At 56.9% G+C, this 22218-nt stretch carries 19 protein-coding genes and 1 pseudogene; 10 read left to right on the forward strand and 10 right to left on the reverse strand.

Annotated features, from left to right (window positions below; all coding sequences use genetic code 11):
* The 4 genes and pseudogenes from DCH402_RS05730 to DCH402_RS05745 all read left to right on the forward strand — a co-directional run.
* A pseudogene (locus DCH402_RS05730) lies at positions 1-1469 on the forward strand (ABC transporter permease subunit); the annotation flags it as partial.
* Complete coding sequence (pstA, locus tag DCH402_RS05735; protein ID WP_040000276.1) at positions 1466-3112, forward strand: phosphate ABC transporter permease PstA; 1647 nt, start codon at positions 1466-1468, stop codon at positions 3110-3112. The pseudogene DCH402_RS05730 and the gene pstA, both read left to right, overlap by 4 nt.
* Positions 3113-3129: 17 nt before the next feature.
* Positions 3130-3945: a phosphate ABC transporter ATP-binding protein PstB gene (pstB, locus tag DCH402_RS05740; protein ID WP_040000277.1), complete on the forward strand. Its 816-nt coding sequence runs from the start codon at positions 3130-3132 to the stop codon at positions 3943-3945.
* Positions 3946-4126: 181 nt separating this feature from the next.
* Complete coding sequence (locus DCH402_RS05745) at positions 4127-4567, forward strand: helix-turn-helix domain-containing protein (protein WP_040000278.1); 441 nt, start codon at positions 4127-4129, stop codon at positions 4565-4567.
* Positions 4568-4675: 108 nt separating this feature from the next.
* Here DCH402_RS05745 and DCH402_RS05750 read toward each other — a convergent pair whose 3' ends face one another.
* The 6 genes from DCH402_RS05750 to ppiB form a co-directional block, all read right to left on the reverse strand.
* Positions 4676-6046 (reverse strand): L-serine ammonia-lyase, encoded by a 1371-nt coding sequence (locus DCH402_RS05750; protein WP_040000279.1) that lies wholly within the window; start codon positions 6044-6046, stop codon positions 4676-4678.
* A gap of 67 nt (positions 6047-6113) precedes the next feature.
* Positions 6114-7397 carry an HAAAP family serine/threonine permease gene (locus DCH402_RS05755; RefSeq protein WP_040000280.1) on the reverse strand — a complete coding sequence of 428 codons (1284 nt, stop codon included), beginning with the start codon at positions 7395-7397 and terminating at the stop codon, positions 6114-6116.
* 471 nt (positions 7398-7868) lie between these two features.
* Positions 7869-8939 (reverse strand): 5-(carboxyamino)imidazole ribonucleotide synthase, encoded by a 1071-nt coding sequence (gene purK / locus DCH402_RS05765; RefSeq protein WP_040000282.1) that lies wholly within the window; start codon positions 8937-8939, stop codon positions 7869-7871.
* A complete protein-coding gene (gene purE, locus DCH402_RS05770; RefSeq protein ID WP_040000283.1) occupies positions 8936-9445 on the reverse strand; it encodes a 5-(carboxyamino)imidazole ribonucleotide mutase in 510 nt (169 codons plus the stop codon). The genes purK and purE overlap by 4 nt, the downstream gene beginning before the upstream one ends.
* A gap of 224 nt (positions 9446-9669) precedes the next feature.
* Positions 9670-10392: a UDP-2,3-diacylglucosamine diphosphatase gene (lpxH, locus tag DCH402_RS05775; protein ID WP_040000284.1), complete on the reverse strand. Its 723-nt coding sequence runs from the start codon at positions 10390-10392 to the stop codon at positions 9670-9672.
* A gap of 10 nt (positions 10393-10402) precedes the next feature.
* Positions 10403-10897: a peptidylprolyl isomerase B gene (gene ppiB, locus DCH402_RS05780; RefSeq protein ID WP_040000285.1), complete on the reverse strand. Its 495-nt coding sequence runs from the start codon at positions 10895-10897 to the stop codon at positions 10403-10405.
* Positions 10898-11231: 334 nt separating this feature from the next.
* Here ppiB and DCH402_RS05785 point away from each other — a divergent pair, with 334 nt between their 5' ends.
* Both DCH402_RS05785 and cysS read left to right on the forward strand, forming a co-directional pair.
* On the forward strand, positions 11232-11666 hold the full coding sequence (locus tag DCH402_RS05785) for a DoxX family protein (RefSeq protein WP_226052684.1): 435 nt from the start codon (positions 11232-11234) through the stop codon (positions 11664-11666).
* Between the two features lie 272 nt (positions 11667-11938).
* On the forward strand, positions 11939-13324 hold the full coding sequence (cysS, locus tag DCH402_RS05790; RefSeq protein ID WP_040000286.1) for a cysteine--tRNA ligase: 1386 nt from the start codon (positions 11939-11941) through the stop codon (positions 13322-13324).
* 215 nt (positions 13325-13539) lie between these two features.
* Here cysS and ybcJ read toward each other — a convergent pair whose 3' ends face one another.
* Entirely contained in the window at positions 13540-13752 is a 213-nt protein-coding gene (gene ybcJ, locus DCH402_RS05795; RefSeq protein ID WP_027711388.1) for a ribosome-associated protein YbcJ, read from the reverse strand.
* Between the two features lie 6 nt (positions 13753-13758).
* Positions 13759-14628, reverse strand: a complete 870-nt coding sequence (gene folD / locus DCH402_RS05800; RefSeq protein WP_040000287.1) for a bifunctional methylenetetrahydrofolate dehydrogenase/methenyltetrahydrofolate cyclohydrolase FolD — start codon at positions 14626-14628, stop codon at positions 13759-13761.
* A 342-nt stretch (positions 14629-14970) separates the two neighbouring features.
* Here folD and DCH402_RS05805 point away from each other — a divergent pair, with 342 nt between their 5' ends.
* Entirely contained in the window at positions 14971-16911 is a 1941-nt protein-coding gene (locus DCH402_RS05805; RefSeq protein ID WP_040000288.1) for a methyl-accepting chemotaxis protein, read from the forward strand.
* Between the two features lie 11 nt (positions 16912-16922).
* On the opposite strand, the gene hutG is transcribed toward DCH402_RS05805, so the two are convergent.
* Positions 16923-17723 (reverse strand): N-formylglutamate deformylase, encoded by an 801-nt coding sequence (hutG, locus tag DCH402_RS05810; protein ID WP_040000289.1) that lies wholly within the window; start codon positions 17721-17723, stop codon positions 16923-16925.
* Positions 17720-18934 (reverse strand): imidazolonepropionase, encoded by a 1215-nt coding sequence (gene hutI, locus DCH402_RS05815; RefSeq protein ID WP_040000290.1) that lies wholly within the window; start codon positions 18932-18934, stop codon positions 17720-17722. Before hutI ends, hutG begins: the two co-directional genes overlap by 4 nt.
* A 289-nt stretch (positions 18935-19223) precedes the next feature.
* Here hutI and DCH402_RS05820 point away from each other — a divergent pair, with 289 nt between their 5' ends.
* From DCH402_RS05820 to DCH402_RS05830, 3 genes are all read left to right on the forward strand, one after another.
* Positions 19224-20588: a formimidoylglutamate deiminase gene (locus DCH402_RS05820; protein ID WP_040000291.1), complete on the forward strand. Its 1365-nt coding sequence runs from the start codon at positions 19224-19226 to the stop codon at positions 20586-20588.
* Positions 20588-21136 carry a HutD/Ves family protein gene (locus DCH402_RS05825; protein ID WP_050583266.1) on the forward strand — a complete coding sequence of 183 codons (549 nt, stop codon included), beginning with the start codon at positions 20588-20590 and terminating at the stop codon, positions 21134-21136. Before DCH402_RS05820 ends, DCH402_RS05825 begins: the two co-directional genes overlap by 1 nt.
* A gap of 218 nt (positions 21137-21354) precedes the next feature.
* Positions 21355-22212, forward strand: coding sequence for a transporter substrate-binding domain-containing protein (locus DCH402_RS05830; RefSeq protein ID WP_040000293.1), 858 nt, complete (start codon positions 21355-21357; stop codon positions 22210-22212).
* Positions 22213-22218 lie beyond the last annotated feature (6 nt).

The raw sequence follows: 22218 nt of genomic DNA on the forward strand, positions 1-22218 counted from the left end.
GCGAATCGCCTGACGGTGTGGCAGCTCGGTGAGCAAGTGCTTACCGCCCGTGAAACGGTAACGTTGCCGGGAACCGCGCCCTTTTCACTGGCGCTGCTGGCCGGGGGGCATTCGTTGCTGGTGAAATCCGCCGACGGACGCGTCAGCCAGTGGTTCGACACCCCGACGACGGCGGGGCCGCGCCTGAATGAAATTCGTACCTTCCCCACCGTGGGGCGACAACTGCAACTGGTGACCGAACCGCGTCGTCGTGTGTTTGCCACCCTTGACCCGCAAGGCCATTTCTCGCTGTTCGCCAGTAAACAATCCGGCGAGCTGATGAGCGCTTTGCTGGCGCCGCCCGTCGGCAAGGCGGCGTTTTCCCCTCGAGGGCGGGCGCTGTTGCTGGAAACGGCTACCGGCTGGCAACCCTATCAACTGGATAATGCTTACCCGGATATCGGCTGGCGTGGGCTATGGCAAAAACTCTGGTATGAAAGCTACCCCGAGCCGGATTATGTCTGGCAGCCGACCGCTGCCGATGATAGCTATCAGGCTAAATTCAGTTTGATTCCGTTGTTGAGCGGCACCTTCAAAGCGGCGCTGTATGCCATGCTGTTCGCCGCGCCGCTGGCGCTGGCGGCGGCGATGTATACCGCCTGTTTCATGACGCCGGCGTTGCGACGTTGGATTAAACCTGCGATGGAAATCATGGGCGCGCTGCCGACGGTGGTGATTGGGCTCATCGCTGCGTTATGGCTGGCACCCCACATGGCGACCTATCTGGCCGCCATTCTGTTGTTGCCGCCGTTATGGGGCGCGGCGGTGTTGGGCTGTGGCTGGTTGCTGGAACAGTTGCCTGCCCGCTGGCGACGCGGCGTGTTGGCCGGGTGGGATGCATTGTTGTTGATACCGGCGATGTTATTAACGCTGGCGCTGGCGTGCTGGTTAGGGCCATGGCTGGAGTTACGTTTGCTGGGGCAGCCGCTCTGGCAGTGGATGGGTGACCATTTCAGCCAACGTAATACGCTGGTGGCAGGGGTGGCGTTGGGGTTTGCCTTGATCCCGCTGATTTTTTCGCTGGCGGAGGATGCCTTGTTTAGCGTGCCGCCGCGTTTGAGCCAAGGCTCGCTGGCGCTGGGGGCGACCGCGTGGCAAACGTTATGGCGGGTGGTGCTGCCATCGGCCAGCTCCGGCATTTTTGCTGCTTGATGCTCAGTTTTGGCCGCGCGGTGGGGGAAACCATGATCGTGCTGATGGCGACGGGTAATACGCCGGTGATGGACAACAGCCTGTTTCAGGGATTGCGATCGCTGGCGGCCAACATCGCGATTGAAATGCCGGAAGCGGCGATGTCCAGCGCGCACTATCGGGTGTTGTTTTTAGCCGCGCTGGTCCTGTTTCTCTTTACTTTCGTGGTCAATTCGCTGGCGGAGGTGATTCGCCAGCGCCTGCGTCGCCGCTATCGTGATGAGGGAGAATTGTCATGAGGCGCTGGTTCAGTACCGGAACGCCCTGGGTATGGCTAACGGCGTCTGCGATTACGTTCAGTTTGATCGCCATCGTCGCCGTATTTGTGCTGCTGATCGGGCAGAGTGCGCGCTATCTGTGGCCGCAATCGGTATGGCTGTTTAGTCTGCAGGATGCGCAGGGTAATACGCGACAGTTGATCGGCGAACGTTATGATGAGCAGTCGCTAACCCGGCAACAGTTAACGGATGCCGGTATCGTCAATGCGCCCGAGAGCGGGGCGACCCGTTATCTGCTGAAAACCGGGTGGCGAGAGGTAGACGGGCAAAGCTTCCAGACGCTGCTGTCCCTGTCGGTGGCCGACGCCAGCCGGCCGGCGAATATGCTGGCGGTGCGCCGCACCACCAACGGTATGGCCTATGGCTATCTCGACGGGATGACCGAAGATGGGCAGCCATTGGTGTCCGATAACCTGTCGTCGACGTTGCAACAACGTATTGCGCTGGTTCAACAGTTGATGAAGCGTGCTCAGTCCCTGCGTTTGGGCGAAATGAACCGGATTAATCAGCAGTTCGACGCGTTGCGGTTGCAGGAAGAGAAACTGCGCCGGGAAAACCGGTTGGGTGATCAGGCACAGGCGCGCCTTAAAGCTGAACGCACGGAGCTGGAGCGCCATTTCAACGAGCTTAACCAGCAACTGATAGCGCTCAATGCCGATATCAATCGCTCGGCGGTATGGGTGCGCGATGCACAAGGGCAGCGGCATACCATTCCGATCAGGATGATCGACCGGGCGTGGTACCCGAATGCGATGACGCTGGCCGAGAAAGCGCAGCAAACAGTGCGGGTGCTGGGCGCCATGCTAACCCGGTTCGAGCCGGACGACAGTAGTCCCGGTCAGCTCTTTCCGGCGATTTTCGGCACCGTGCTGTTGGTGATTCTGATGTCGGTTATCGTGATGCCGCTGGGGGTAGTAGCGGCGGTTTATTTGCACGAATACGCCGACAACAACAGCCTGACCCGCTGGGTGCGGGTTGCCGTGGCGAATCTGGCTGGCGTACCGTCGATCGTCTACGGCGTATTTGGGCTGGGCTTTTTTGTTTATCTGGTCGGCGGCACGCTGGACCACCTGTTTTACGCCGAGTCACTGCCTAACCCGACCTTTGGTACGCCGGGGTTGCTGTGGGCCTCGCTGACGTTGGCGCTGTTGACGCTGCCGGTGGTTATCGTCTCTACCGAAGAAGGATTGTCGCGAATCCCGGTATCGGTGCGCCATGGATCGCTGGCGTTGGGGGCCACCCGGGCGGAAACCCTGTGGCGCGTGGTGTTGCCGATGGCGGTGCCGGCGATGATGACCGGGCTGATTCTGGCGGTGGCGCGGGCAGCGGGGGAAACCGCGCCGCTCATGCTGGTGGGCGTGGTGAAATCGGTGCCGGCGTTGCCGGTGGATGAGATCTTCCCTTATTTGCACCTGGAACGGAAATTCATGCATCTGGGGTTCCAGATTTACGATTTGGCGTTCCAAAGCCCGGATGTGGAAGCGGCGCGCCCGCTGGTGTATACCACCGCATTGTTGCTGGTGTTCATTGTGGTGGCGCTGAATCTGGCGGCAATCGGCATTCGCCATGTATTACGTGAAAAATACCGAATGATGTCACTCTGAGTGGCGGGAGAATAGTAATGGGCATGCCTAAACCGCTGGAGAGACTCCCCGTGATGGACGTCCACCGGTTAACCGATGAACAAACGGCGTTGTCGGCAGAGGGACTGAATCTGTATTACGGCGACAAGCACGCACTGTGCGATATTTCGCTGCGTATTCCGAAAAACCGTGTGACGGCGCTGATTGGGCCATCCGGTTGCGGCAAGTCTACCTTGTTGCGTTGCTTTAACCGCATGAACGATCTGATGGAGCATTGCCGTATTGAAGGCGATCTCTGTCTGCAGGGCATGAACATCCACGATCCGTCGCTGGATGTCTCGACGCTGCGTCGTCGGGTCGGCATGGTGTTCCAGCGGCCTAATCCGTTTCCGAAATCCATTTATGAGAATGTGATTTACGGCCTGCGTTTGCAAGGCATGAAAGACCGGCGTCAACTGGACGAGGCGGTGGAAAGCGCGCTGCGGGCCGCCGCGTTGTGGCATGAAGTGAAAGATAGGCTAGGCGACAGCGCGCTGACGTTGTCCAGCGGCCAACAACAACGGCTGGTCATCGCCCGAGCCATCGCCATCGAACCGGAAGTGTTATTGCTGGATGAACCGACTTCGGCGCTTGATCCGATTTCAACGCTGGTGATCGAAGAGCTGATCGGCGCGCTGAAGCGCCGTTTCACGCTGGTATTAGTGACGCATAACATGCAGCAGGCGGCGCGGGTATCGGATTACACGGCGTTTATCCATCATGGCCGGTTGATCGAATACAGCGAGACGGATGCGTTGTTTACCGCTCCGGCAGAACGTCGCACCGAGGATTATATTACCGGTCGTTTTGGCTAGAGGTTGCCACCACCGCGGTGTTTGCGTTGCATTCCACAAGGTAGGGTTGTTTCCATACTTTTTTCTTATGAAAAATTGACCTGCGTCGAGAAACTGACGTTTAGTTGCCAGCTCCGCGCTGTGATTGCATGGTGTGATGATAAACTGCGCGCAATTTAGCGTAGGGGCAAATAGCGGCATTATGAGATTCGGTACCATGAGCGAAGGTGAAATCATCACCGAGCTTTGTCGGCGTATAAAAGACGCGCGTATTCAGCAGCGATTATCCCAGGTGGATCTGGCCGAACGGGCCGGCCTCGGCATCGCTACCATCAAACGGGCGGAGATGGGGGAATCGATCACTCTGAGCAGCCTGCTGGCGATTCTGCGCGGGTTGAATCGTCTGCATCAATTGGAAGGCGTGCTATTTGATACCGAAGTTGAGAATTTCAATGCGCGACTTAATGGCGGGCAATCCCGTACGCCGTTACGCATTCGTAAGAAAAATACCGACGCGCCGGCTCCCGTCGCCGCAGTGGAATCGATGCCTAAGCCTGTCGCCAGCGCACTTGACTGGTATGTTTCCGCGGCTGAAAACAATTTAATTTGGTCCTGGCCGGACAACGAAAAAAAACCTTCCTGAAAGAAGACGCCGGACTGATGCGTTGACATCAACCCGGCGTATTTTTGTCGCCAGCTTTGCCGCTCAGAGCGCTCGCCGTCAGGCGATTGCGGTTTTACCCGCAGCGGTTTACTCGCATTGCACCACTTTGATCGCCAGACCGCCCCGGGAGGTTTCGCGGTATTTGGCGTTCATGTCTTTGCCGGTTTCATACATGGTTTCAATCACTTTATCCAGCGAGACGCGGGGTTCGCTGGCGCGGCGAATCGCCATACGGGCGGCGTTGATCGCTTTGACGGAGGCGATGGCGTTACGCTCGATGCAAGGCACCTGAACCTGACCGGCCACCGGGTCGCAGGTCAAACCGAGGTTGTGTTCCATACCGATTTCAGCGGCGATACACACCTGCTCCGGATTCGCGCCCAGCAGCTCTGCCAGACCGGCCGCCGCCATTGAGCAGGCGACGCCGACTTCACCCTGGCAACCCACTTCCGCACCGGAAATCGACGCGTTCATTTTGAACAGAATGCCGATGGCGCCGGCGGCCAGGAAATAGCGCAGGCAGGTGTCCGGCGTGACCGGCTGAATAAAGCGGTCGTAGTAGGCCAACACGGCAGGAATAATGCCGCAGGCGCCGTTGGTCGGTGCGGTGACCACCCGGCCGCCGGCGGCGTTTTCTTCCGATACCGCCATGGCGAACATGTTGACCCAATCCATGGCATCCATCGGATCGTTGGAAAAACGCCCGTTGGTGAACAACAGCCGGTGTAACGCTGAGGCGCGACGTGGTACGCGTAGCGGGCCGGGCAGCACGCCTTCGGTGTTCATACCGCGATGAATGGCGTTCTGCATGGTTTGCCAGACGCTGGCGAAATAGGCTTCCAGCGCGTCGCGGCCGTGCATGGCGATTTCGTTTTTCATCACCACTGCCGACAGCGACAGGCAGTTATCGTGGCAGTGCTGCAACAGTTGGCGGGCGGAATAGAACGGCCAGGGCGCGCGCTCTTCCTGGGTATTCGGCTGACCGAAGTGCTCTTGATCGACCACGAAACCGCCGCCGATCGAATAGTAGGTTTTGCTGTACAGCACCTTCTGTCCGGCGTCGAGCGCGCGGATCGTCATGCCGTTTTCGTGTAGCGGCAGGTTTTCCGGCTGGAAACGCAGTGCGCTCTCCAGCGGGAAATTGACTGCATAGCGCCCATTGAGCAACGGCAGACGACCGCTGTGTTGTACTTGTTGAATAAAAGCCGGGATCGCGTCGATATCCACGCTATCCGGCAGGTTGCCCGCCAGTCCCATGATGATGGCGATATCGGTGTGGTGGCCCTTGCCGGTCAGAGCCAGCGAGCCATAAACATCAACGATAATGGCGTCAACCGATGAAATCAGAGACTGGTTAACCAGATCGTCGGTGAACATGTTGCCAGCTTTCATCGGACCAACGGTATGCGAACTGGAAGGGCCGATACCAATTTTGAAAATATCAAATACGCTGACCATAGGGGGTTCCTTTCAGCTGACGCAGGCAGCAGCACCGCCTGCGTCGGGAGGGACAGAGGGGTAACAATTACTCGAACAGGGTGTAGACGATCGCGGTGATGGCGATCAGGCCCAGCAGGGTGACGAACACATTGCTCAGTGCGCCGCTGTATTGACGCATGGCCGGTACTTTGTGGATCGCGTACATCGGCATCAGGAACAGCAAACAAGCGATGACCGGGCCGCCCAGTGTTTCAATCATGCCCAGAATGCTGGGGTTCAGGGTGGCGACCAGCCAGGTGGTGACCAGCATGAACAGCGCGGTGATACGGTTGAGTTTGGCGGTGGTGACGGTTTTGCCGCGGCTGCGCAGCATTTTTATCATCATGCCGTTCAGGCCTTCGCCGGCACCCAGGTAGTGACCCAGAAACGATTTGGAAATCGCGACAGTGGCGATGACTGGCGCCAGATAGCCCATGACCGGGTTATTAAAGTGGTTCGCCAGATAAGACAGGATGGAAATGTTCTGTGTTTTGGCTTCCATCAGGTCAGACGGGGAGAGCGCCAGCACGCAACTGAACACGAAGAACATGACGGTCAGCACCATCATGATGTGGCTGCAGGCCAGAATACGGGAACATTTTCTCTCTGCGTTATCACCGTATTCACGACGTTTCGCGACCGCAAAAGAGGAAATAATCGGCGAGTGGTTGAAAGAGAACACCATAACCGGGATCGCCAGCCACAGCGTTGCCAGCAGGCCATTGCCCGTGGTGCTGTTGGTCAGGGAAATATTATGGAAAACAGTGGTATTCCAGTGGGGAATTAAATACAGCGCCAGCATCATTAATACGGCGACGAACGGATAAACCAAGACGCTCATGGCTTTTACGATCATCGCTTCGCCGAAGCGGACAATAAACATCAGCCCCAGAATTAATACCAGCGACAGAATTGCTCGCGGCGGTGACGGTAAATGCAACTGGTGAGTAATAAAGCTGTCAACGGTATTGGTAATCGCAACGCTGTAAACCAGAAGAATCGGGTAAATAGCGAAAAAATAGAGCAGTGTGATTAATTTTCCTGCACCAACCCCAAAGTGTTCTTCTACCACTTCGGTAATATCTTCACCGCCTTTTTTACCGGATAAAACGAATCGGCATAATGCGCGGTGAGAAAAATAGGTCATCGGAAAAGCAATAATAGCCATGATAATCAACGGAATTAAACCGCCGATGCCGGCATTGATGGGTAAAAACAGCACGCCTGCGCCGATGGCGGTGCCGTACAGGCCCAGCATCCAGACGGTATCGCTTTTACGCCAGCCTGAAGCTTGCTCCAGTACCTGACTGCTGTCTTGAATTGTGCTCATACGTGTTTCTCCTTGGTGAACACAGAGTATAAAAAATACCGTACCGGCTGAGAGCCAATACAGAGAGAATTCGCAGGTGTCACACGAGACATCATGTGAATCGGGGTAATCTTTTTTGTGGCGGCATTCTATATCCTGACCGGTATGAAATAATAGTGAGGCGATCACACAAATGAACAGAGATCAATTATTTTAACTCTAATTAATTAAAAATAAAATATCAGTATTGATGCGTTAAATAATTTATTTCGGCAGGTATCTTTTTTGATGCGTTAATTGATTCGAATAGGTGAATAATAATGCGGAAATATTTTTCATTCTGGATGTTTGCGAGTGAAATAAATAACCGGCGCAAGGTGTTTATTTTATTCGCGTTGGAGATAATAAACTCAATCATCATAATGTCACGTAAAAATCTTACCGGGCGATGATATGCGGGTCATGACTGACCCGCATTACGCCGCTGTGTACTTAATCGACTAACCGTTGTTGTGCCCACGCCAGCCCGGAATGATAGGCATCCGGCAGCAGCGGCGCCAGGGCGTTCAGCGTCTGGCTCAACTGCGCATTATCCGGATGCGTAAGGTTCAGATGCCCCACCTTGCGGCCCGGGCGAACCTCTTTCTCATACCAGTGCAAATGCACCAGCGGTAGCGTCAGCCAGTCAATGTTCACATCCGTGCCGATCAGATTAACCATCACCGACACAGTGGCGACCACCGGCGACGGCAGCGGCAGATCAAGAATCGCACGCAAGTGCAATTCGAACTGACTGATGGAGGCGCCGTTTTGCGTCCAGTGCCCGCTGTTGTGTACGCGCGGCGCCAGTTCGTTGATCAACAGGCGGTCACCGACCACGAAACACTCCATCGCCATCACGCCTACGTAACCGAGGCGATGCATGATTGACGACAGCATCTGCTCCGCCTGTTGTTGCAGGTGAGGCTGTGGTTGCGGCAGCGCCACGCTGGTACGCAGGATGCCGTCTTCGTGCAGGTTGTGGGTCAGCGGGTAAAATACGCAGTCACCCTTCGTGCTGCGTGCGCCGACCAGCGATACTTCGCCGGAAAAAGCGATGCCTTGCTCGACAATGCATTCACCGTAGCATTCGGCCGGCAGGCTATGTTCTTCGCCGGGGCGGATACGCCATTGTCCGCGCCCATCGTAGCCGCCGACACGACGTTTAACGATCGCCAGTTCGCCCAGCGTTGCGAATACCGTCGGCCATTCCTGTGCCGAAGCCAGCAATTGCCAGGGGGCGGTCGCCAGACCCAGTTCATCCAGCAGTTGCTTTTGCGTAAAACGATCGGCCAGACGTGGGAAGATATCGCGGTTGACGAAAGCGGAATGCTGCGCCAGTTGGCGAGTCAGCGCCGTTTCCGGCCAACGTTCGATTTCGGCCGTGATAACGCTGTGCTGCACCGGTACGGATTCCGGCTCTGCATCCAGCCCGACCGGATAAACCGCGATGCCAAGCGGCTCGCCGGCCTGACGCAACATACGGCCTAACTGACCATTACCCAGTACGCAAACCGGTTTCATGCCTCTTCCCTCGGATCCGGATGGTTCAGTACGTCGTCAGTCTGTGCCTGACGCCAGGCCGCCAGACGCAACGCCAGCGCGCTGTCGTGGCGCGCCAGAATCTGTGCCGCCAGCAGCGCGGCGTTGGCCGCGCCCGCTTTGCCGATGGCCAGAGTACCGACGGGAATGCCGCGCGGCATCTGTACAATCGAATAGAGGCTGTCGACGCCGCTTAATGCCGCGCTCTGTACCGGAACACCCAGCACCGGCACCAGGGTTTTGGCCGCCAGCATCCCTGGCAGGTGAGCGGCGCCGCCCGCGCCGGCGATAATAACGTCAAAGCCATTCTGGTCCGCCTGTTCGGCGAAGCTGAACAGTTTATCCGGCGTGCGGTGCGCGGAGACGACTTCAACGTGATAAGGCAGATTCAGTGTAGTGAGGATCTCTGCAGCAAACTGCATGGTGGCCCAGTCACTCTTTGAACCCATGACAATAGCGATTTTCGCCGGGGCAGCGTTGGATGACATGCCTGTAATGCTCCTGTGGTTTGCATGACGGTGGTAAACCATGTCGATGATCGTGCATGACATGGATCGTACATGATGCGGTCATTGCGCGGTGCAACGGCGACCTGAAAACCGAGAGGCGCAGGTCGCGAGGGCGTAGAGCATACCATGAGCCAGAAGGGAGGAAAACGGTTGCGTAGCGATGAAATGGGCCATCGAGAGGGAAAATCAGTGTAAACGCGGCGTTACAATGGAAATGAAATCAGACGGGCATCGTCGGCGGTTACCCGCAGCAGCGATCCCTCCTGATGCCAGGCTCCCAACACCGCGCGTTCAGCCTGTACGTCGGCCTGATCGATCGTATGAATCGCCGGGCGGTGGGTGTGGCCGTGGATCATCAGCGTCGCCTGATGACGGCGTAACCGGGTAAGCACTTCATCGGCGTTAACGTCCATAATCGCCATGGATTTGTGCTGGTTGGCCTGCTGGCTGGCGGCGCGCATACGAGCGGCGATGCGCAAACGAAAAGACAACGGCAACCACAGGAAAAGCCGCTGGATGAGCGGGTGATGTACTTTGCGGCGAAAGTGCTGGTAGGCATGATCGTCGGTACAGAGTGTGTCGCCGTGCAGCAGCAACGTGCGTCGGCCGTAGAGGTCAATCACGGTTTCGGTGGCGAGCAACCGTAGGCCGCTCTGGCGTGCGAAACGTCGGCCCAGCAGAAAGTCGCGGTTGCCATGGGTGAAATAGCACGGCACGCCGCCGTCGGAAAGCGTTTTAAGCGCTTGCGCCACGATGCCGTGCAGCGGCGCCGGGTCGTCGTCGCCAATCCAGGCGTCGAACAGATCGCCAAGAATATAGAGTGCGTCGGCACCGGGAGCGTCTTCATGCAGAAAACGCAGAAAACCGGCGGTAATCGCCGGTTCCTGTTCACTCAAATGCAGATCGCTAATAAACAGCGTAGACATGTCGCAGACGTTACTCGCTAACGGTCACGCTGGTGACCACTACGTCTTCTTTCGGCACATCCTGATGCATACCGCTGCGACCAGTAGACACCGCTTTGATCTTGTCGACCACGTCCATGCCTTCCACCACTTCGGCGAACACACAATAACCCCAACCGTTCACCGTTTCAGATTTGAAGTTCAGGAAGTCGTTATCCACCACGTTGATGAAGAACTGGGCGGTCGCTGAATGCGGATCGTTAGTGCGAGCCATCGCCAGCGTGCCACGGTTATTGGTAAGACCGTTGTTCGCTTCGTTCTTGATCTGCGCGTTGGTGCTTTTCTGATTCATGCCGGGTTCGAAGCCGCCGCCTTGGATCATGAAGCCGTTGATCACACGGTGAAAAATCGTGTTGTCGTAAAAACCGCTGCGGCAGTAGTTCAGGAAGTTTTCCACGGTAACCGGCGCTTTTTCCGGGAAGGTATTGATGACGATGTCGCCGTGGTTGGTATGAAACGTAATCATAGATGAACCTTACTTAGCCATAATACACAGAATAATGAGTGATATTCACCGAGGCGCCAAGCCGCCAAGAGCGCTCTTATAACATAAGTGAATGGCTGAGTCAGCACAGGGTGAAGCCGTCGCTAAGATGAAGAAAGGGAATGAGAATCTATTTCAAATAAATTCATTAAATTGGATGTGTTTTTTTGAATTAATTTGAAATATATTTTTATTGCTCTAAATCAATAACTAGCATCATTTTGATATGTTTTTTACTTTATAAATTTATCCTTGTTATAGTTGATAGTCACTCTCGTTAACACGTTGCTCATTCGATAATCGTACAGGTAGGTAAATTATGTTGGGTATGTTGGACCGGATTAATCAGCTGTTAGACAAACCGGATTGCGGCAAGCTGATTTTACGACTGTCGTTCAGTATTTTGGTACTGTTCCACGGTGTTCATAAGTTGATCGCGGGTGTCGGTGGTATTCAGGGAATGCTGGCGGCTCATGGCTTGCCGGGCTTTATCGCCTACGGCGTGTTTATTGGCGAGGTGATTGCACCTGTGCTGATGATTCTGGGCATCCTGACTCGCCCTGCCGCGCTGTCTTTCGCCTTCACCATGATTGTGGCGTTCGCACTGGCGCATCCGGAAGCTATTTTCACCCTTGATAAAACCGGGGCATGGGGGATTGAGAACGTGGCGGTTTACTTCTTCGCCGGTATCGCTATTGCCCTGTTGGGCAGCGGTAAATACTCTGTGATGAGCAACCCGCGCTGGCGCTAAGTGCGGCATCGGTAGTCAATAGTTCGGTTGCGGTTAGCAGCGATACAAACCCGGCGATAACGCCGGGTTTGTGCGTTTTAAGCAGGATTAAGACGCGAAACCGCCGGAATGGCGAATATTGGGCTCACCCGCTTGCAATAGGTTAGGGTTCAGGTTTCAATACGCAGCTACGTCCGAAAACCGGATAAAAACCGACTTTATTACGCGTACCGCAGACAACGATGCACATCTCCTGCGAACACGTTATGTTGTGAACACCATGGAATGCCCTGATGCTAAAGATCTTTAATACCCTGAGTCGTCAAAAAGAGGAATTCAAACCCATCCACGCTGGCAAGGTTGGCATGTATGTGTGCGGGATAACCGTTTACGACCTGTGTCATATCGGTCATGGGCGTACTTTCGTGGCGTTTGACGTGGTGGCGCGTTACCTGCGTTATCTCGGGTATGACGTAAAATATGTCCGCAATATCACCGACATTGACGACAAGATCATCAAGCGTGCGACGGAGAACGGCGAAACTATCGAGCAACTCACCAACCGCATGATCGGTGAGATGAACACCGATTTTCAGGCGCTGAATATTCTGTCTCCGGACGAAGAGCCGCGGGCCACGCATTACATCGCGGAAATCATTGAGCTGGTTGAAAAATTGATCGCCCGTCGTCATGCCTACGTGGCGGATAACGGCGACGTGATGTTTTCGGTGGATACCGCACCGGGTTACGGCGTGCTGTCCCGTCAGGATCTGGAGCAACTGAAGGCCGGTGCACGGGTGGAAATCACCGAAGTGAAACGCAACCCGATGGATTTTGTGCTGTGGAAAATGTCCAAAGCGGGCGAGCCGAGCTGGCCGTCGCCGTGGGGCAATGGCCGTCCAGGCTGGCATATTGAGTGCTCGGCGATGAACTGCAAACAACTGGGTGAACATTTCGACATCCACGGCGGCGGTTCCGACCTGATGTTTCCGCACCACGAAAATGAAATTGCCCAGTCGACCTGCGCGCACGGCGGCGATTACGTGAATTACTGGATGCACTCCGGCATGGTGATGGTCGACCGGGAGAAGATGTCCAAGTCCCTGAATAATTTCTTTACCGTGCGCGATGTGTTGACTCACTACGATGCGGAGACCATTCGCTATTTTCTGATTTCCGGTCATTACCGCAGTCAACTGAACTACACGGAAGAGAACCTCAAGCAGGCGCGTGCCTCGCTGGAGCGCCTGTACACCGCGTTACGCGGCACCGATGCGTCTGCATCGGCGGCGGGCGGCGAGGCATTTGAACGCCGTTTCCGCGACGCGATGGATGACGATTTCAATACGCCGGAAGCTTACTCGGTGCTGTTCGACATGGCCCGCGAGGTTAACCGCCTGAAAGCGGAAGATGCGGCGGCAGCCGATGGTCTGGCGGCGATGTTACGCCAACTGGCCGGCGTGCTGGGGCTGCTGGAGTGCGATCCGGAGCTGTTTTTGCAAAGCGGCGCGCAGGCTGATGATGGCGAAGTGCAAGAAATTGAAGCGCTGATCAAACAGCGCAACGATGCCCGTCGGTCGAAGGACTGGGCGTTGGCGGATGCGGCGCGCAACCGGCTGACGGAAATGGGCATCGTGCTGGAAGACGGCCCGCAGGGCACCACCTGGCGTCGTAAATAATCGCGACAGTCAGCAATGTTCTCGATAGTCATAATATACCCAAAATAATTCGAGTTGCAGGAAGGCGGCAAGAGAGAGAATCCCGATGAGCTTACTCAGGTAAGTGATTCGGGTGAACGAACGCAGCCAACGTACCTGCAACTTGAAGTATGACGGGTATAAAGGCCCAGTTTCCGGGCCTTCTTCGTTAGTGTGCCGTTATGGTAGCCGGCGGGTCACGCCTGAACGGTAACCGATTCGCCGCCAAAACTCACAACCTGACCGGCAACGATTTTGCAGCGTTTGCGGGTTTCGGTCTGGCCATCGACGGTGACGTCGCCGGCGGCAATCGCCTGTTTGGCGGCGGCGCCGCTTTCGCTCCAGCCTTGCAGTTTCAGCAAATCGCACAGTTCCACGTGCGGGTGTTTCTCCAGATGAAATACGTTCATGGTAGGTTATGCCTGTGCCGGAGTGTCGTGGTATTCCTCGCAAGCCTGCAAGGTGTTTTGAATAAGCGTTGCAACCGTCATCGGCCCCACGCCTCCTGGCACCGGCGTGATATACGCGGCGCGCTCTGCGGCTTCGTCGAACTTCACGTCGCCCACCACTTTGCCGTTTTCCAGCCGGTTGATGCCGACATCAATCACGATAGCGCCCGGTTTGATCCACTCGCCGGGAATAAAGCCCGGTTTGCCGACGGCGACCACCAGCAGGTCGGCGTGTTCGACGTGGTGGCGCAGATCTTTGGTGAAGCGATGGGTCACGGTGGTGGTGCATCCCGCCAGTAGCAGTTCCATGCTCATCGGACGGCCGACGATGTTGGACGCGCCGACAACGACGGCGTTGAGGCCAAACATATTGATGTTGTAACGCTCCAGCAGCGTGACGATGCCGCGTGGCGTGCAGGGGCGCAGCAACGGCGCGCGCTGGCACAGCCGACCGACGTTATACGGATGGAAGCCGTCTACGTCTTTGTCCGGTGCGATGCGTTCAATCACCTTGGTATTGTCGATGCCTGCCGGTAACGGCAACTGCACCAGAATGCCGTCGATAGCGGTATCGGCATTCAGTTCGTCGATCAACGCCAACAATTCCGGCTCGGTGGTGGTGGCCGGCAGGTCATAGGAGCGCGAAATGAACCCCACTTCTTCACAAACTTTGCGTTTGCTGGTGACATAAATTTGTGAAGCGGGGTTATCGCCCACCAATATGACTGCCAGTCCCGGCGCGCGTTTACCTTCAGCCAGCCGTTGCTTTACGCGCACGGCGACTTCGTCCTTCACCTGCTGCGCAATCGTTTTACCATCAATAATTTTTGCAACCATGTACAGAAAATCCATCATTTTCACTACGGGGGAATGCGCCTATTTTGGCAGAAGCGGCGCGGGCTGTCAGGCATTGTGTGGTGATTAATTGTGATGTGTGAGTAATCCGCAACGTTATCGTGTCAGTAAATGTGTGATTTAGCGGTTTCCCTTCGCAAGGTACGACTATAGTAAATCAGTAAGAACAAATAATTGTGGCGGCTTATCTCATTCTTATACCCCTTTAGGAGGAGTAAAGTTTCAATCCCTGGGGGCGATAGGATACTGATAAGTAGTCACTATATTGACTATTTCGCACGTGATTAAGCGGGCGCATTCTCTGGGGCCAAGCAAGGGGCTTATATGCTTCGATTATCCTCTCTTTCTATTCGTTACAAGTTTGCGTTGGCGTTAACGCCATTACTGATAGCACTACTGTGGTTTGCGACTAACGGCGTACTGGAGCGACGCCATACTGAGCAGGATATGGTGCAATTCGCACAGTTGTTGGCTCTGTCGCAGCAGGCAGGCAACGCTGCACATGCCCTGCAGCGCGAACGTGGTATGAGTTCAGGATATATCGGCAGTAAAGGGCAGAAATTCGCCGCGCAATTACGGGATCAACGGGGGGAAACCGATAAAGCTTTAGCGGCATTGTGGAAAAGCCAATCCTCGCTGACGTTATCCGGCGCTGTCGGTGGCATTGCGCAGCGCCTGAGCCGCTTGCAGGAGCGTTTACAGACATTGTCTTCGCTGCGTGCTCAGGTGGATGGTTTTTCGGTGCCGGCTTCACAAGCCGTCGGGTGGTACACCGCCAACGTCAGCGATCTGATCGCGTTGGTGGGGGAGATGAGCCATCTGGTGACTGACGGTGGCCTGGTGACTCGTGTGGCGGCCTATTACAACCTGTTAAATGCCAAAGAGCAGGCGGGCATTATGCGGGCGCTGTTGTCCGAAGTGTTTGCCGTTGATCGTTTCGCGCCCGGCCAGTACGAGCGTTTTAGTCAATTGGTCGGCATGGAAAACGCCTACACCAATGCGTTTAACCAGTTTGCCCAACCGGCGCTCAGGCAGCAATTGCAGGATTCGCTCAATGATGCAGCGGCGCAGACGGCGCTGAAAATGCGTGATACCGCGTTTAGCAAAGCGGCCAGCGGCGGATTCGGCATTGATGCTAACGACTGGTTCAGCCAGCAGACGCAGCGTATCGACAGGCTCAAAGTGGTTGAAGACGCGGCCTCCGCGGAATTGCTGGTGTGGGCGAATCGGTTGCAGTATCAGGCGCGGGTAAGCGGTTACGGTTATCTGGGCGGAACGGTGGTATCGCTAGCGCTAGCCTTGCTGCTGGCGATGCTGGTGGCGCGCAATGTATACCAGCAACTGACTTCCACCCTGAAAACCATTGATGACATGGGCAACGATCTGACCTGTCGGCTGGATGTACCGGGTAAAGACGAACTATCGCAGTTGAATCAGGCTTATAACCGGTCGCTGGAAAATATCGAGCAGGTGGTGAGCACCATTAAGCAAGGCGCAGAGCTGGTGGAGCGAGCCGGCACTGAAATTGCCCAGGGGAATCAGGATCTGGCGCAGCGGACCGACGAACAGGCGGCATCGCTGGTGGAAACCGCCAGCAGTATGGAGCAAATCACCATCGCGGTGAAACAGACGGCGGATTATGCCGACCAGGCCTCTGAGCTGATGAAAACCATGGAAGCACAAATCGCCGCGGCCGATCACGTCACCATGCAGGCTACTGAAGCGATGTCGCAAATCCGTCAGTCCAGCGAGCAGATGTCGCAGATCACGGCGGCTATTGACGCCATTGCGTTTCAGACTAATTTGCTGGCGCTGAATGCGTCGGTAGAAGCAGCCCGGGCCGGCGAACAGGGGCGTGGGTTTGCCGTAGTGGCGACCGAGGTGCGCAATCTGGCGCAGCGCAGCGCCGGTGAGTCGCAGCGTATCCGCGATCTGATCTCGACCAGTATTGAACAGGTTCATTCCGGGGTTGCGCTGGTTGCGCGCAGCAGCGAAACCATGAAGCAGATCATGTCTAGTACGTCGCAGGTGCGGGATTTTGTCAGTGATATCGCGACAGCTGCACGGGAACAGTCGCTCGGCGTGGCTCAGATCAACCTGGCGTTGAGCCAGTTGGAGCAGGTGACCCAGCAGAATGCGGCGCTGGTGTCGGAGGCGGCCACCGCCAGCCGATTGCTCGACAGGCAGGCCAGCGACATGAAAGAAACGGTCGATCGCTTTGTCGTTGCCGATAGCAACGATGTTCGGATTGGCCTGCTCCGCTAATCAACCGGCGGTCAGCGCTGATACAGCCTGGCCGCCGCGTCCATAAAGGCGCGCACGATGTTCTCCAGCATCGGCTGTAATTCCCGCGCCTTGTCCGGTTGCCAGGCGAAAGGAGCCTGTTCACTCATGTAGTTACACTGCGCCAGCTCCAGTTGCATCGCGTGTTGGCGCTGTTCCGGTTGGCCGTAGGCGCGGGTGATGTAACCACCACGGAAACGGCCGTTCAAGACCCAGCTCCAGCGCTGCTGTGACTGGCAGACTTCCAACAGCGCCGACCCAATAGACGGCGCACAACTGAGACTACCATTGGTGCCGAGGTTCAGGTCCGGCAGTTGCCCGTCGAACAAACGTGGAATGCGTGATGCGATAGAGTGTGCGTCGAACAGTAGCGCATAGCCGTGGCGCTGTTTGATGTGCGCCAGTTGTTGTTGAATTTGCTGGTGATAAGGATGCCAGATATCGCGCAGATAACCGGCGCGCACGGTATCGGGCGGTGCATTGTCGGGCATAAACGCCGGCGTGCCGTCGAACAGGATGTCGGGGAACAGGCCGGTGGTGGCGGTGGTGTACAGCGGCTGGTCGTCGGCCGGACGGTTCAGGTCGATAACAAAACGCGAGTAGTTGGCCGCCAGTACGCTGGCACCCAGCTTGCGGGCAAAATCGTACAGTTGTGGGATATGCCAGTCAGTGTCGGGAAGCGGGCGAGCGGCAGGAGTGAGCCTGTCAGCCACCTCCGGCGTCAGTGCGGTGCCTGCATGAGGGATGCTGAGCAACAGCGGGCCGTCGCCTTCAATAAAAGTGAATGGGGTCATGAACGTTGTTCTCCGCGAAAAATCGTCGTGCAGGGCAGTTGACCGCCCAGCCAGTAAACCAGCTCCGCCGGGCGCGCCAGCGGCCAGTGAACGAAATCCGCCGTTTTGCCGATTTCCAGCGAACCGTGACTGTGCTCCAGCCCCAGTGCGCGCGCCGCGTGCAGCGTGACGCCGGCCAGCGCTTCTTCCGGCGTCAACCGGAAAAGCGTACAGGCCAGGTTCAGCATCAGCCGCAGCGACAACGCGGGCGAGGTGCCGGGGTTACAGTCACTGGCGACAGCCATCGGTACGCCGTAACGGCGAAACAGGTCGACCGGCGGGCATTGCGTTTCCCGCAGCAGATAATAGGCGCCGGGCAGCAGCACCGCGACGGTGCCTGCCGCGGCCATCGCCGCCACATCCTGTTCGGTCGCGTATTCCAGATGATCGGCGGACAACGCCTGAAAGCGCGCGGCTAACGCACTGCCGTGCAGCGATGAAAGTTGCTCGGCGTGCAGTTTCACCGGCAACTGAAGCGCTTGCGCGGCCTGAAATAACCGTTCTACCTGCGCCGGGCTGAACGCCAGGTGTTCGCAGAAGGCATCAACGGCATCGGCCAGCCCTTCGCTGACCACCGCCGGCAGCAGCTCGCGGCAGACCAGATCGACCCACGCCTCCGGCTGCTGCCTGAATTCCGGTGGAATAGCATGGGCGGCCAGACAGGTGGAGACAATCTGCACCGGCCGTCGCTGCCCCAGTTCGCGGATTACCCGCAGCATTTTCAACTCGCTGTCCACATCCAGCCCGTAACCGGACTTGATCTCCAGCGTGGTCACCCCTTCGGCCAACAGTGGCGCTAAGCGCACCCGCGCCGAGGCGAGCAGGCTGTCGTGGTCCGCCTGTCGGGTGGCGTTGACGGTGGCAAGAATGCCGCCGCCCGCCGCGGCGATGTCGGCATAACTGACGCCATTAAGGCGTTGCTCGAATTCACCGCTGCGATCACCGCCAAACACCAGATGGGTATGGCAGTCGATCAATCCGGGCGTAATGATACCGCCGCCGAAATCGGTGACGTGCGACGGCGCAAAATCGGGCAATGCGTGCCGCGCACCCAGCCAGACAATACGTCCGGCGGTGACGGCCAGCGCGCCATCCTCAATCACCTGATAGCGGCCGCCGCGTAGGGTAACCAGGTCAGCGCCCAGCCACAGGCTATCGCACGGTATCGTCATCCTGTATTTCCTTGTTGTCGTCTACCCCAAATACTTCACGTTGCAGCCAACGTACCTGTCAGGTGAAGTATGACGGGTATAATCTTGTATAGACAAGTTATACGCCACCACGGCATTTCATCAAGCTGTGACGGAATAGGAATTTCTTATTCATTTTCTCCGTCACAGTACCGGCAGCTCATCCGTTTTTGTTGCGGAATAAAAAAGCCTTATGTCATGTGCGGCTGACTTTGGTGTATAGATATGTCTATACAATATCGTTAATGACAATCACCGACAGGATTTCGCTATGTCCGTTTATTTTGCCGAGCGAGCGTTACTGCCGCAGGGAATGGCGCGCAATGTGCGTCTGGAAGTGGATGAATTGGGGTATCTGCAATCCGTCACGCCGGATGCCGCGTCGGCAGGCGCGCAGCGGCTTACCGGCATTGTGCTGCCGACGATGGTTAACCTGCATTCGCACGCTTTTCAGCGTGCGATGGCCGGGCTGGCGGAGGTGGCCGGTCATCCGCAGGATAGCTTCTGGACCTGGCGTGATCTGATGTATCGCATGGTGGCAAACCTGACGCCGGAGCAGGTCGGCGTGATTGCCACCCGGCTGTATATCGACATGCTTAAGGGCGGCTACAGCCAGGTGGCGGAGTTTCATTATCTGCACCATGACCCGCACGGCAAACCGTACCGCCAGCATGACATGCTGCGTCGTCTGCTGGCGGCGGCGCAGCAAGTCGGTATCGGTCAAACCATGCTGCCGGTGCTCTACAGCTACAGCGGCTTCGGCGCACAGCCGCCGCAACCGGGGCAGGCGCGCTTTATTCAGGATGTGGATCATTACCTGCGTCAGCAGGAAACGCTGGCGACGCTGATTCAACCTTATCCGTTGCTCAATCACGGGCTGTGTTTCCATTCGCTGCGTGCGGTCAGTCAGAATCAGATGGAAGATGTGCTGGAAGCCGCCGACAGCAGCCTGCCGGTGCATATCCACATCGCCGAACAGCAGAAAGAGGTGGATGACTGCCTGAACTGGAGCGGTGAACGCCCGGTACAGTGGTTGTTCAACCGGTTTGCGGTGGATGCCCGCTGGTGCCTGGTGCACGCCACCCAACTGGATGAGCAGGAACTGAATCGACTGGCCGACAGCCTGGCGGTGGCCGGATTATGTCCGACCACCGAAGCCAATCTCGGCGACGGTATTTTCCCGCTCGATCGTTACGTGGCGCGGGGCGGGCGCTGGGGCATCGGTTCCGACAGCCACGTGTCGCTGAATGTGGTGGAGGAACTGCGCTGGCTGGAATACGGTCAGCGCCTGCGTGATCGCCGTCGTAACCGGGTGGCGACGGCGCAGCAACCGGCGGTCGGCAGCCTGTTATATGCTCAGGCGTTGCAGGGCGGCGCTCAGGCCTGCCGGGTGCCGGTCGGCGAACTGAGTGCAGGCTGGCGCGCCGACTGGCTGGTGCTGCGCGAGGATGCCCTGCTGAGCGCGGTGGCAGACGACAGCCTGCTTAACCGCTGGCTGTTTGCCGGCGGGAGTCAGCAGATCCGCGAGGTGTGGGTGGCGGGCAAACCGGTGATCGAAGATGGGCGGCACGCGCTGGACGAGGAAGTGGACGCCCGGTTTATCGCGGTCATGAAAACATTGCAGGCGGTGCTGTGATGCACAGGTTCAGTCTGGATACCTTGCCGGTCAGCCGCTGGAAAAACGGCGGCGGTGAAACCCGGGAAATCTGCCGGATACCGTCGGATGAACCCGACGGCGATTTTGCCTGGCGCGCCAGCATCGCCACCATTGAGCACGACGGCGATTTTTCCTGTTTTCCCGGTGTGGACCGGGTGATCACGCTGTTGTCCGGCGAGGGAGTGGATCTGTGCGGCGAAGGCTGGCAACACCGGCTGACGCTGCACCAGCCGTTCGCCTTCGCCGGCGAGCAGGCGATCGTGGCGCGGCTGTGCGGTGGCGTCAGTCTGGATTTCAATATAATGGTCGATCGCCGCTGCTGCCGGGCGGAAGTCTCGGTGATCAAGGGGATGACGGTGCCGGCGTCGGATACAGGCGGGGTGGCTTATGTACTGGCGGGACACTGGCGCGCCGATACACACCGTGTGTCCAGCGGTGAAGGCATCTGGTGGCGGTCGTCCGGCCTATGCTGGACGCCTGATGACGATACCGCCGTTTTGCTCCTGACCACGATTCACGCACGATAATCTGCTGCGTGCATCGTTGTGATGCACGATCCACGATCATTGTGCACCGCAGTTGTGCGGTGTGCCCCCGAATACGCTTTTCTGCACTTCGCGATGCCCTGATGACCGCCATCGGGCCTGATTTGGCGGATGGTTGAAATCATGGCCCGAATTTTGCTGTTTAGTTAGTGTTGTATATACATGTAATTACTTTGACGGTTGGACATCAGGGGGAAGGCATGAAGAAGAACAGATTTTTTCAATCGGTGATGGCGTTATGTGTTGTGAGTGCCACGGCGACGTTTTGCGCAGGGGCGCAGGCCAAAGAGTGGAAATCGGTGACTATCGCGACGGAAGGCAGTTATGAACCCTGGAACCTGACCTTGCCGGGCGGCAAGCTGGGTGGGTTTGAACCAGAGTTGATGACTATCCTGTGCCAGCGAATGAACATCCAGTGCAAACTGGTGGTGCAAAACTGGGACGGCATGATGGCTGGTCTGCAGGCTGGTAAGTTCGACGTGATGATGGACGCCATCGTGATTACCCCGGAGCGCAAACAGGTGGTGGATTTTTCTGTTCCCTATGCGTCCACCCCGGCCAGCTTTATTACCGTCAAGGGCAAGCTGGCGCTGCCTGTCGAAGCAGATAAAACGATGATTAAACTGACGAATGATCCCGCCCAAATTAAACCGGCGGTAGCCGGACTGCGCGGCGCATTGCAGGGTAAAACCATCGGTATCGCTTCCGGCACCGTCTACACGCCTTTCATCGACAGCTACTTTCGGGATGTGGCCACCGTACGTGAATACACCGCGTCCGCCGATGCCATTCTCGATTTGCAGGCAGGGCGTATCGATGCGGTGTTTGACGATGTTACCTTCGCCAATTCCATCCTCAGCAAACCGGAAAACAGCAACCTGACGTTAGGCGGCCCGCAACTGGCCGGGCCTGTCTGGGGGGAAGGCGAAGCGCTGGGCTTTCGTAAAAGCGACCCGGAACTGAAGGCAAAATTTGATGCGGCGATTAAAACCGCGCTGGCCGACGGAACGGTGAAAACGCTCAGTGAGAAGTGGTTCAAAACCGACGTCACCCCCTGAGATTGA

The sequence above is a fragment of the Dickeya chrysanthemi NCPPB 402 genome, from assembly GCF_000406105.1.
GTDB classification, from domain to species: domain Bacteria; phylum Pseudomonadota; class Gammaproteobacteria; order Enterobacterales; family Enterobacteriaceae; genus Dickeya; species Dickeya chrysanthemi.

Excerpts from the sequence above, each read along its gene's own strand:
- DCH402_RS05825 (WP_050583266.1), top strand. The coding sequence starts at position 20,588 with ATGCACAGGTTCAGTCTGGATACCTTGCCGGTCAGCCGCTGGAAAAAC.
- pstA (WP_040000276.1), top strand. The coding sequence starts at position 1,466 with ATGAGGCGCTGGTTCAGTACCGGAACGCCCTGGGTATGGCTAACGGCG.
- pstB (WP_040000277.1), top strand. The coding sequence starts at position 3,130 with ATGGGCATGCCTAAACCGCTGGAGAGACTCCCCGTGATGGACGTCCAC.
- purE (WP_040000283.1), bottom strand. The coding sequence starts at position 9,445 with ATGTCATCCAACGCTGCCCCGGCGAAAATCGCTATTGTCATGGGTTCA.
- cysS (WP_040000286.1), top strand. The coding sequence starts at position 11,939 with ATGCTAAAGATCTTTAATACCCTGAGTCGTCAAAAAGAGGAATTCAAA.
- folD (WP_040000287.1), bottom strand. The coding sequence starts at position 14,628 with ATGGTTGCAAAAATTATTGATGGTAAAACGATTGCGCAGCAGGTGAAG.
- lpxH (WP_040000284.1), bottom strand. The coding sequence starts at position 10,392 with ATGTCTACGCTGTTTATTAGCGATCTGCATTTGAGTGAACAGGAACCG.
- hutI (WP_040000290.1), bottom strand. The coding sequence starts at position 18,934 with ATGACGATACCGTGCGATAGCCTGTGGCTGGGCGCTGACCTGGTTACC.
- DCH402_RS05805 (WP_040000288.1), top strand. The coding sequence starts at position 14,971 with ATGCTTCGATTATCCTCTCTTTCTATTCGTTACAAGTTTGCGTTGGCG.
- DCH402_RS05830 (WP_040000293.1), top strand. The coding sequence starts at position 21,355 with ATGAAGAAGAACAGATTTTTTCAATCGGTGATGGCGTTATGTGTTGTG.
- ppiB (WP_040000285.1), bottom strand. The coding sequence starts at position 10,897 with ATGATTACGTTTCATACCAACCACGGCGACATCGTCATCAATACCTTC.
- DCH402_RS05750 (WP_040000279.1), bottom strand. The coding sequence starts at position 6,046 with ATGGTCAGCGTATTTGATATTTTCAAAATTGGTATCGGCCCTTCCAGT.
- DCH402_RS05820 (WP_040000291.1), top strand. The coding sequence starts at position 19,224 with ATGTCCGTTTATTTTGCCGAGCGAGCGTTACTGCCGCAGGGAATGGCG.
- DCH402_RS05745 (WP_040000278.1), top strand. The coding sequence starts at position 4,127 with ATGAGATTCGGTACCATGAGCGAAGGTGAAATCATCACCGAGCTTTGT.
- DCH402_RS05755 (WP_040000280.1), bottom strand. The coding sequence starts at position 7,397 with ATGAGCACAATTCAAGACAGCAGTCAGGTACTGGAGCAAGCTTCAGGC.
- hutG (WP_040000289.1), bottom strand. The coding sequence starts at position 17,723 with ATGACCCCATTCACTTTTATTGAAGGCGACGGCCCGCTGTTGCTCAGC.
- ybcJ (WP_027711388.1), bottom strand. The coding sequence starts at position 13,752 with ATGAACGTATTTCATCTGGAGAAACACCCGCACGTGGAACTGTGCGAT.
- purK (WP_040000282.1), bottom strand. The coding sequence starts at position 8,939 with ATGAAACCGGTTTGCGTACTGGGTAATGGTCAGTTAGGCCGTATGTTG.